Consider the following 10,500-nt stretch of genomic DNA (forward strand, 5'->3'; position numbering starts at 1 on the left):
CGGAAGCTTGCATAAATAATTCGCATTGGCAACATTGATTAAATAAAAGGCAGAAAATCAGGGATTGCTAAGACGCGATTTTTCGGGGCGCTCAATGACTCTGCGCTGGATCTCCTCGACCCAGACGTCGAAAGGACCGAGTGAACAGCCCATTTCCAGCATATCGATCAATTCCACGGGGCCGGCAACCTCAAGCTCGATCCTATCTGCGCCAAAATGGAAGAATGTCTGCGAAAGTCCAAGCTTATTGGCGTGGCGTTGGATCCACGGGACGAATGAGGTCGAGTTGACGTCGCCAAGGATGGTCATGTGTTCTCGAAACTCACCCTGTCGTGGCATCTGCAAATGGCCCTTGCTTGATATCAGGCTGGTAGAATAGCTGCTTGAAGAGTTTGCGAAAAGAGGAACGTCTGGCGCGTTCGAGGCATGACCTCGTCAACCGTCGGGCTGCGCGCCAGCTCGTATCCTTTCAAGGTGGACTGCAGCAAATATGGCGACAGACGGTCAAGGATCTCCCGTGTGAGCCTCTCGCAAGCGAGCACCATGTCTGGCTGCGCAGCGGCCGCCAATCGCCCAGGTCCTGGCGATCAGGCCTCTGAGAACGAGCTGCGCTGCCATTGACAGAAGTTTTCGCATTCCGCCCCTCCTTGCTCACACTGTCGGGCCGGAGGCGCGGATATAATTGCGCCAGCCGCCGAACTCGGTAATCTCTCGACCGCCGGTGACCGCGTGGGCCTCGCAGAGAAAACCGGTGACGTAACTGCCGTCGTCAAGCGTGACTTTGCCGACGCCAAGCGGCGCCGGAATGTTCTGGACGAAACGGGCGAATGCCGCAGGTGGCAAGGCCCAGACTTCGACCTCCACGCCGTTACCCGTAAAGCCGGGATCGCGCAGCAGCCCCGGCTTGGGCGGGATCGTGCCGGGGAGGGCAAAGAGCCGGTAGCTGCCGTCCGTCCGTCCGGTTCGCACTCTATATCCGCCCGATCGCGTCAGCTCGTGGTTCAGAGGCATATCCGTCAGATGCGCGCCGACCACCACGATCGGCACGAAGTCGTCGGCCGAAGGCGCCACGCGGCTTGCCTCCGGCAGCGCGGCTTTGCGGTCCTTGCCCATTCCGGTGTCCAGCGCTCGATGCATGGCATCGGCGAAGGGGGCCAGCGCATCGTCGGTGAAGGCGGGTCCCACCAGCATCGCACCTGCGGGCAGATGGCCGTCGGCGTCAAATCCGGCGGGAATGGCAATCGCCGCGCAATCGAGCAGGTTGGCGAAGTTGGTGTAGCGGCCAAAGTGGCTGTTCCTGACGATCGGGTCCGCTTGCATCTCTTCGACCGTGTAAGTGGTGGGGGACGTCGGCAGCATCAGGAAATCCACCTTCTCCCATTCGGCCCTGGTTTTCTGCCGCAATGCTTCCAGCTTGTACCGGCCTTCGAAGGCGTCGACTGCGTCGTAGGCCTTTGCCCCTTCGATGATGGCGCGCACCGTCGGATCGAAGTCGTCGCCATTCGTCGCCAGGAACTCCTTGACCGCCGCCAGCCGCTCGGCGACCCAGGGGCCGTTATAGAGCAGTTCGGCCGCTTGCCGGAAAGGAGCGTAGTCGAAGGGCACGATCACAGCGCCCAGCGATCGCGCCCGTTCGATGGCGGCGTCATAAAGCGCCTCCACATCCTTGTTGCCGTAGAACTCCCGTTCCGCAGCGTCGAGAACGCCGATACGCGGGCGTATCGACGGCAAGCTTGCTGGAGCGGCTTGCCGCGAGAACGGATCGCGGGCGTCGTAGCCTTCCATGATCTTGCGGATGGCAATGCCGTCGCCCACCGTCGCGGCAAAGATAGTGACGACGTCGACGCTGCGGCAGGCGGGCACCACGCCGACATTGGGCACTAACCCCGGCGTTGGCTTGATGCCGACAAGATTGTTGAATGCTGCCGGCACGCGCCCCGAACCGGCGGTGTCGGTGCCGAGCGAAAAGCTCGCGAGACCTGCCGCAACGGCGACCGCCGAGCCTGAGCTGGAGCCGCCGGAGACGTAATTACGATCAAACACCGAGCGCGGCGCGCCATGCGGCGAGCGCGTGCCGTTCAGTCCGGTCGCGAACTGATCGAGATTGGTCTTGCCGATCACGATGGCGCCGGCAGCCCTCAATCGCGCGACTGTCGTCGCATCCGCCTGCGGGTGATAGGCGAAGGCCGGGCAGGCGGCCGTTGTCGGCAAGCCCGCTACGTCGATATTGTCCTTGACCGCGAAGGGAATGCCCCAGAGCGGCAGGCTGTTGGATTCTGGCGCACGCGCCACCAGTTCACGGGCCGCAGCTCGCAAGTCGTCCTCGGGCGTCATCGTGATGAAGATGGCCGGATCGTCCGATGCCCTGCATCTTGCGATGATCTCTTCCATTAGCTGGAGCGGCGACAGGCCGGCCGCATAAGCGTGCCTCAGCGAAGCAAGATCGAGAATGGTGGGAAGCATCAGATTTCCTCCAGAATGACCAGCACATCGCCGGCTTTGACATTGCGCCCAGGGCCGGCGCGCAGATCGCGGACGCGTCCGGCGGCATGTGCGGTTACGTTGATTTCCATCTTCATGGATTCGATGATCGCCAATGTATCGCCGGCAGCCACTGGCTGGCCTTCTTCGACCAGTATCTTCCAGACGTTGCCGGGCACGGCGCTTTCTATCCCGAAGCAACCCTCCGGTATGTCGCCGTCGAGGCCGGCGCCTGCGCCTTCCTCGACGGTGAAGCTGTCGAGACCGAGTTCCTTCCACCGTTGCCGTTCCGCTTCGAAAGCCGCCTGCTGCCCTGATTTGAAGGCGCCTATCGCGGCGACTTCGCGGGCAAGCCCGGCTTCATAGGCGGCATAGGAGAATTCGGTCTCCTCTATCCTGACCGGATAACCCCCGTGTGGGAAGGCGGCGCGGGCTTCTGTCAGCTCTTTGTGACTGACGGGGAAGAAGCGGATCTGATCGAAGAAGTCGAGCAGCCATGGCTTGTCCTTGGCGAAGACCGCAGTCTGCCGCCAACTGTTCCAGACCTGGATGGTGCGGCCGAAAAGCTGGTAGCCGCCAGGCCCCTCCATGCCGTAGATGCACATATAGGCGCCGCCGATGCCGACGGCGTTTTCCGGCGTCCAGGTACGAGCTGGATTGTATTTCGTCGTCACCAGCCGATGGCGCGGGTCGACCGGGGTTGCGACCGGCGCGCCGAGATAGACATCGCCGAGGCCGAGCACCAGATAGCTGGCATTGAAGACGACGTCGCGCACCGCCTGTTCATCCGGCAGGCCGTTGATACGACGGATGAACTCGATATTGGAAGGGCACCAGGGCGCGTTCGGGCGCACCAGTTCCTGATATTTGCGCATGGCAAGCTCGGCATCCGGATCGTTCCAGGACAGCGGCAGGTGCACGATGCGGCTGGGGACCTTGATATCCTGCGCGGCCGGCAAGCCCGCCTCGATCTCGGTGAGCAGGCCGAGCAGGCGTTTGCGGGTCAAGGTCGTGCCATCGTAATGGATTTGCAGCGAGCGGATGCCGGGCGTCAGATCGATGATGCCCGGCAGGCGAGCTTGGACGATCGCCTGCATCAAAAGCTGCACGCGCAGACGCAGCGCGATATCAAGCGTCATCGCCCCATATTCGACCAGCAGATTGTCGTCGCCCTGGCGGCGATAGACGACGGGCACGGGTCCTTCTTGGCCCTGGCCGACGATCCCCGACCCTGCTGCATTGCCGAGGTGCTGCAGCCTCGGACCGGCGACGGGGTCTTCGGCACGTTCAGCAGGACGAAACCGGATTTTGTCACCGGGCTTGAACTGGCCCATCTTCCATTGCTCGTCGCGAGCAATGACGGCGGGGCAGACGAACCCGCCGAGGCTCGGACCATCGGGCCCGAGAATGATCGGCATGTCGCCGGTAAAGTCGATCGCGCCGATCGCATAGGCATTGTCATGCAGGTTGGAGGGATGAAGGCCGGCTTCACCACCGTCGCTGCGTGCCCATTTTGGCGCAGGACCGATCAGGCGCACGCCGGTGCGGGCGCTGTTGAAGTGCACCTCGTATTCGGTCGAGAACAACGTCTCGATATCGCTTTCGAGAAAGAAGTCGGGCGCACCGTGCGGGCCGTAGAGGACACCGACCTCCCAGGCTCGGGTCAAAGGGGCGGGCCGGCCTGCCGCCGTCGTTTGCTGCTGTGGCGTGCGTGCCAGCCTCAGAACATGGCCGGTCTGGAGCGTGCCGATGGCATGGCCCCCGAACCGTCCGAGACCGAAGGTCGCCCTGGAGCCGAGCATGACCGGCGCGGAAAGGCCTCCGGCAACGGCGAGGTAAGACCGCTGGCCCGGCCCCTCTATCGCACCAATGGCCAGTGTCTGCCCCGCCCTCGCACTGACGGCTTCGCCATGTGGCAGCAGTACGCCGTCGAGGGTCATCGGCATGCAGGCGCCTGCGAGCGCGATCGTAATGTCGGAAAAGATTTTAAGCACCGGCCCGGAAACAGTAAGTTCCAGCGCCGCGGTTTCGTCAGCATTGCCGACGAGCCTGTTTGCATGACGAAACGAGCGCTCGTCCATCGGGCCGCTCGGCGGCACGCCGACATGCCAGAGGCCGAGCCGGCCGGGCAGCTCCTGAATGCTCGACTGCGCACCCGGCGCCAGCACCTCGATCACATCGGGCACGAAAGGAAAGTCCCTGAGCGCCGTCGTCGCCACGTCGCCGCTCGCCAGCAGCTTGGATCCTGCTATGGCCTGGAGATATTGCAGATTGGTCTCGATGCCGGAGATGGAGCTTTCCGCCAGCGCGCGCTTCAGCTTCTCGATCGCGGCCGGCCGGTCCTCGGCTGCCACGATCACCTTGGCAAGCATCGGATCGTAGAAAGGGGTGACTTCGGTGCCCGTCTCAATCCAGCCGTCGACGCGCGTGCCCGCCGGAAAGACGACCTCCGTCAGCAGGCCGGCGCTCGGCCGGAAGCCGGCATGCGGCATCTCGGCGTAGAGGCGCGCTTCGATCGCCACGCCTTTAGGGACGAGGATTTCGCTGCCGGAAATGACATCCTCGCCGGCGGCTTGACGGATCATCCATTCGACAAGATCGATGCCGTAGACGGCTTCCGTAACCGGGTGCTCGACCTGCAGGCGGGTATTGACCTCGAGGAAATAGAATTCCTCGCGGGCAGGATCATAGATGAACTCCACGGTTCCGGCGGACTGGTAGCGCGCGGAAGAGCCCAGCGCCATGGCCGCGGCATGCAGGCGCTCGCGTATCTCAGGCGAAAGACCGGGAGCGGGCGTCTCCTCAATCACCTTCTGATTCCGGCGCTGCAACGAGCAATCGCGTTCGCCGAGCGCGATCACGCGGCCCTTGCCGTCGCCGAAGATCTGGACTTCGACGTGCCGTGCCTTCGATACGAAGCGTTCGAGATAGACGCGCGCATCGCCGAAACTGGCCTTGGCCGTGCGCTGCACGCTTTCGAAGGCGGCCTTAAGACTATCGGCATCCTCACAAAGCTGCATGCCGATGCCGCCGCCGCCGGCCGTCGATTTCAGCATGACCGGATATCCGATCTCAACCGCCGCAGCGAGCGCTGCGTCGCCCGTCTCGACGAGACCACTGCCCGGTAGCAGCGGTACGCCGCTTGCGCGCGCCAATTCGCGGGCCGTGTGCTTGAGCCCGAAGGCGGCGATATTATCCGGCGTCGGGCCGATGAAGGCGATGCCCTCCTGCGCCAGCCGCTTGGCAAAGCCGATGTTTTCCGAAAGGAAACCGTAGCCGGGATGCACGGCTTCTGCGCCGGTAGCCTTGCAAGCCGCAATGACGGCGTCGACATCGAGATAGCTTTCGGCGGCCGGCGCCGGACCGATCCTGACGGCCTCGTCGGCCATCAGCGATGCCTTGGCGAAGCGATCGGCGTCCGAATAGACGACGACGGAGGCGATGCCCATGCGCCTCAGCGTCCGGATGATCCGGACAGCGATTTCGCCGCGATTGGCGATCAATATCTTCCTGAACATCTCAAGCCTCACCGTCCCAGACGAGGACGCGGATCGGCGTCGGATCGAAGCCGTTGCAGGGATTGTTGATTTGCGGGCAATTGGAAATGACGATCAGCACGTCCATCTCGGCCTTGAGCTCGACATAATCGCCCGGTGCGGAGATGCCGTCGACGATGGTCATCTCGCCGGTCGGCTCGATCGGCACGTTCATGAAGAAGTTGATGTTGGGCACGACGTCGCGCTTGCCCATGCCATGTTTTGCGACCTCCAGAACGAAATTGTCCCGGCAGGCATGGAGATATCTGGTGCCGTGGCCGAAGCGCACCGTGTTGCTCTCGCAGGAGCATGCGCCGGCTGAAGTGTCGTGACGTCCGCAACTGTCGGCCGTCATCCTCAACATGACGCGACCTTCGTTGGACATGATCTCGGTGCCCGTTGTGATATAGGCCGCACCCTGCTCGCGCATGGTGTCTTGGCTGGAATAGCGTTCGGAATGATCTTCTGCTTTGTAGAACAGCGTGTCGATCGCCTGCTGGCCATAGCTATCCTCGATGCGCAATGTCTGGCCTTTCCGAACCACCGTCGAGAACGGCGCTTCTGCGGCAATCAAGTGATCCTGCACGGCGTTCTCGAGCGTGCGGAACGGAGCGGTCTGGATAAAGTCGGTCATGATCGTCTCTCCACTGCTCACAGGTCGGCGGATGCGTTGTTCTCGAAGCCGCGTACTGCCTCGGCGGTGGCGGTGAGGCACAGGTCGTCGGAGCTGGTGGGCCGGACAGCCAGCCGCGTCACGGTCACCGGCTTCGGTGCGTATGTCGGGCTCGGATCGAGTGGATGAGGGCAATTGGAAAAGCCGACAATCATGTCCATCTCGGCGCGCAGCTCAACATAGTCACCGTCATGCGGCAGCTCCGACTGCCATGCGAACTTGCCGTCCACATCAACGCGAACGGGAGCAAAGAGCGCGAGCACGGCGGGAATGTCGCGCTTGTCCAATCCGGCCTTGGTCGCAAGCTTGATGAAATTGTCGCGGCTGTTGCGGGTGCCTTCGCCGTATTTCGCCAGGTTTGAGGCGGCAGTCGAGCTGCCCATCAGGCAATCATGTGCGCCGGAAGAATCCTCGGTGACGGAGAACATCACGCGTCCCATGTCGGAGAAGATCACCCGGCCTTTCGAAAGGGCGGTGGTCCATTGCATCTTCACCGTATCGGGCAGATTCAGCCGCTCGCTCGTATCGGCCGCATTCCAGGCGGCGAGCGAGATGGTCGAGAAGCCCTGTTCCTGGGCAACGCGCAGCGTCTCACCGCGCTTGACGCGTGTCGACCAGTACCAGCCGCCGGGTATGACTTCCTGATGGACGATCAAAGCCGCATCGATCGGCGGGGCGGGTAGGGGGCTCGGTGTCGGCAAGGCCTTGGGTGCGAATTCCAGACCCTTTCTCTGATGTTCTTCATAACGGGCGCGGTTGGCGGCGATTTCTTCCGGCGAACGTCTGACGTGCTGCATGGCTAGATGTCTCCCGACGGTGCCAGGTCGTCCCGGCGGTGCCCCTTTGAAGCGATCGGGCCGTCCCGGTCGGAGCTGAAGATCGAGGCTGCGCCGGCAGTACGCGGCGGCCAGATGGAAATGTCCTTGGTAATCGTCGCGCCGTAGCGCTCCTTCTCTTCCGGCCGGTCGCGGCGGCGCTCGAAGGCGACTACCCTTGTGGCAAGCGTGAAGGCTTCGCGCATGTCATGCGTGACCATAACGACGGTCATCTGTGTTTCGTGCCAAAGCCGTTTCATCAGCGTGTGGATCTCGGCGCGGATACCAGGGTCGAGCGCGCCGAAAGGCTCGTCGAGCAATAGCACTTTGGGGCGCATGATGAGCGCCTGCGCCAGCGCCAGGCGCTGCTGCATGCCGCCGGAAAGCTGGGCTGGATACTTGTTTTCGGCGCCGGCAAGGCCGACCTCCGCGAGGAGTTGCCGCGCCTCGTCGATCGCGTTGCGCCGCGCCGCGCCGAAAAGCCTGGCCTTGTAGCGCGAGCCGGCAAGCTCCTTGCCGAGCAGCACGTTGTTGAGTGCGGTCAGATGCGGAAAGACCGAGTAGCGCTGAAAGACCACGCCGCGGTCGGCGTCGGGCTCGCTAGGCAGCGGCGCGCCATCGAGAGAGATCGCGCCTCTGGTGGGCTGTTCCTGTCCCAAAAGCATACGCAGGAAGGTCGACTTACCGCAGCCGGAGGGACCGACGAGTGCGACAAAGGCGCGGGAGGCGACCGTCAGCGACACATCCTCGAGCACGATCTGGTCACCGTATTCCTTCCAGACCTTTTCTATCCTGAGTTCGCTCATGCCTGCTTCTCCAGTTCGGACCAGGGGAAGACGGCGATGCGGAGGCGATCGAGAAGATAATTCATGAGCACGGCGAGCAGTGTGATCCAGACGACGTAGGGAAAGATCACATCCATCGACAGATATCGGCGAACGAGGAAAATACGGTAGCCAAGGCCGGAATCGGAGGAGATCGCCTCGGCGGCAATCAGGAACAGCCAGGCCGGCCCGAGCTGGAGCCTCAGGCAGGTGATCAGCCGCGGCAGGATCTGTGGCAACACGACGCGAAGCGCGATCTGCCAGGAGGAGCCGCCGAGCGTCTCGGCCTTGACGATCTGCTCGCGCGGCAATTCCAGCGCCTTCAGCGCCAGGTCGCGGATCATCGTCGGTGCAACGCCGATCACGATAAGGGCGATCTTGGAGGTCTCGCCAAGGCCCATGACGATGAACAGTATCGGCAGCAACGCGAGCGGCGGCACCATCGAAATGACTGCGACGAAGGGCGACAGCAGAGCCCTGAGATAGGGCAGCATGCCGATGAGCATGCCGATGCAAAGCGCGATAGCCGTGGATATGCTGAGGCCCGACAGGAGCCGTACCAGGCTCGCCCAGGTGTCCGACCACAGCAGGTATTCTCCCGTGCGCGGATCGGCGATGAAGGCCATACGGTTGATGGCGTCGGCAAAGCCGGCAAGATTGGGCAGCAACTTGTCATTGGCGTTTTCGGCAAGCCGTGCGGCTGAACCGACGGCATACGCGACGATCAGCAGCAAAAAGGGCAACAGCGTCAAGGCAAGCTGCGCACCCCGGCTAGGCCTGGTATTGATCCAACGCATGAAAGGCTCCGCGGATGAAGGGATCGGGCGGCGCGCCGGCGCCGCCAGTGAAGGTATCGCTCAGAGCGAACCGTCGGCGGCCGCCTTCATATAGGTCTCCGTGAAGCGCAACTTGACGTTCGCACTGTCGCCGAGAACCTTGCCATCGGGCATTTCGATGCCGATGACGTCAGCCGAAGGCGCTCCATTGCCGAGCAGACCCTTCTGGAACAGGAAGCTGCGCACCAGATCCATCGTCTTCGGCAGGTTCGGCGAGGTGGTGAAGGCAACCGCGTCGGCAGGCTTATCGAAGAGTTTGGTTGCGGCGAGCTGCGCCTCGAAACCCTTCAGGTCTGTGCCCGATGCGGCCCCCATCGCCTCGCGGGCAGCCTTGCCTTCCGGTGTGTCTGCCCTCAGCAGCGCCGCCGTTTCATACCAGATGCCGGCCAACGCCTTACCGAAATTCGGATTGTCCTTCAGGATGTTGCTGTTGGCGGCCATCAGGTCGATGATCTCGCCCGGCACCTGCGAGCTATCGAAGACCTTCTTGGCGGAAGGCTCCTCGAGAATGGTCGAGACCAGCGGATTCCAGGTGACGACGGCGGAGACATCCGGCGTCTTGTAGGCCGCAACCATATCGGCGTCGGAGGTGTTAACCACCTTCACGTCGCGTTCGGTAAGCTTGATGCTGTCGAGCGCGCGGGCGAGCAGATAATGCGAAACCGAATACTGAACCAGATTGACGTTCTGGCCCTTGAGGTCTGCGAGGCTTGCCTTGTCCTTAAGAATGACGGCGTCATTGCCATTCGAAAAGTCACCAACGATAACGGCTGTCGTGTCGACGCCGCCGGCTGCCGGGATCGAGAGGCCGTCCATGTTGGTCAGCGTCACGGCATCGAAGGCGCCGGCCGTATACTGGTTCATCGACTCGACGTAATCGTTGAACTGGGTGACCTCGATGTTGATGCCGTATTTGTCGGCCCATTTCTTGACGATACCGTGATCGGCGGCATAACCCCAGGGCATCCAGCCGACATAGATGGACCAGGCGACCTTGAAACTGGTTTTCGGCGCGGCGCTTGCGGCAGAGCCAAGCCCGAAAGCCAGCGATACCGAAAGAGCCGTTACGGAAAGGATCTTCGAAAAAGTCTGCATAGAAATTCCCCTTTTGCTTTTTTTCAAAAAGGGATCGGCAAAGACCATCGCGCCGCCAATCCCTTGGCTTACGAGGTCTCCCGGGCTTTTATCCCGCCGTGCATCCGGTGGGATTTCTCCCCCAGCCGGTGGTGGCTCTCGGACCAGCACGCTCCGAAGAGGAGCGCCGGAACCCTAGCCACCAACTCTGCGGATAAAGAAGCAAGGTCCATGCCACTCCCAAATATGTATGATAGATGC

General features: G+C 62.3%; 8 protein-coding genes and 1 riboswitch. All 8 genes read right to left on the reverse strand.

Translation table 11 applies throughout. The features are described from left to right. Positions 1-57: 57 nt before the first annotated feature. A complete protein-coding gene (locus ACXHXG_RS15895; RefSeq protein WP_457899913.1) occupies positions 58-309 on the reverse strand; it encodes an acylphosphatase in 252 nt (83 codons plus the stop codon). A gap of 342 nt (positions 310-651) precedes the next feature. Continuing rightward, positions 652-2,463: an allophanate hydrolase gene (gene atzF, locus ACXHXG_RS15900; protein ID WP_457899914.1), complete on the reverse strand. Its 1,812-nt coding sequence runs from the start codon at positions 2,461-2,463 to the stop codon at positions 652-654. Then, positions 2,463-5,999, reverse strand: coding sequence for an urea carboxylase (gene uca / locus ACXHXG_RS15905; protein WP_457899915.1), 3,537 nt, complete (start codon positions 5,997-5,999; stop codon positions 2,463-2,465). Before uca ends, atzF begins: the two co-directional genes overlap by 1 nt. A gap of 1 nt (position 6,000) precedes the next feature. Beyond that, a complete protein-coding gene (locus ACXHXG_RS15910) occupies positions 6,001-6,651 on the reverse strand; it encodes an urea amidolyase associated protein UAAP2 (RefSeq protein WP_457899916.1) in 651 nt (216 codons plus the stop codon). Between the two features lie 17 nt (positions 6,652-6,668). Continuing rightward, positions 6,669-7,487 carry an urea amidolyase associated protein UAAP1 gene (locus ACXHXG_RS15915; RefSeq protein ID WP_457899917.1) on the reverse strand — a complete coding sequence of 273 codons (819 nt, stop codon included), beginning with the start codon at positions 7,485-7,487 and terminating at the stop codon, positions 6,669-6,671. 2 nt (positions 7,488-7,489) lie between these two features. Beyond that, complete coding sequence (locus ACXHXG_RS15920; RefSeq protein WP_104827645.1) at positions 7,490-8,311, reverse strand: ABC transporter ATP-binding protein; 822 nt, start codon at positions 8,309-8,311, stop codon at positions 7,490-7,492. Beyond that, entirely contained in the window at positions 8,308-9,126 is an 819-nt protein-coding gene (locus ACXHXG_RS15925; protein WP_260304419.1) for an ABC transporter permease, read from the reverse strand. The genes ACXHXG_RS15920 and ACXHXG_RS15925 overlap by 4 nt, the downstream gene beginning before the upstream one ends. A gap of 60 nt (positions 9,127-9,186) precedes the next feature. After that, entirely contained in the window at positions 9,187-10,260 is a 1,074-nt protein-coding gene (locus ACXHXG_RS15930; protein ID WP_104827991.1) for a putative urea ABC transporter substrate-binding protein, read from the reverse strand. 75 nt (positions 10,261-10,335) lie between these two features. After that, positions 10,336-10,449, reverse strand: a riboswitch (guanidine-I (ykkC/yxkD leader). Positions 10,450-10,500 lie beyond the last annotated feature (51 nt).

The sequence above is a fragment of the Rhizobium sp. LEGMi-198b genome, from assembly GCF_054114205.1.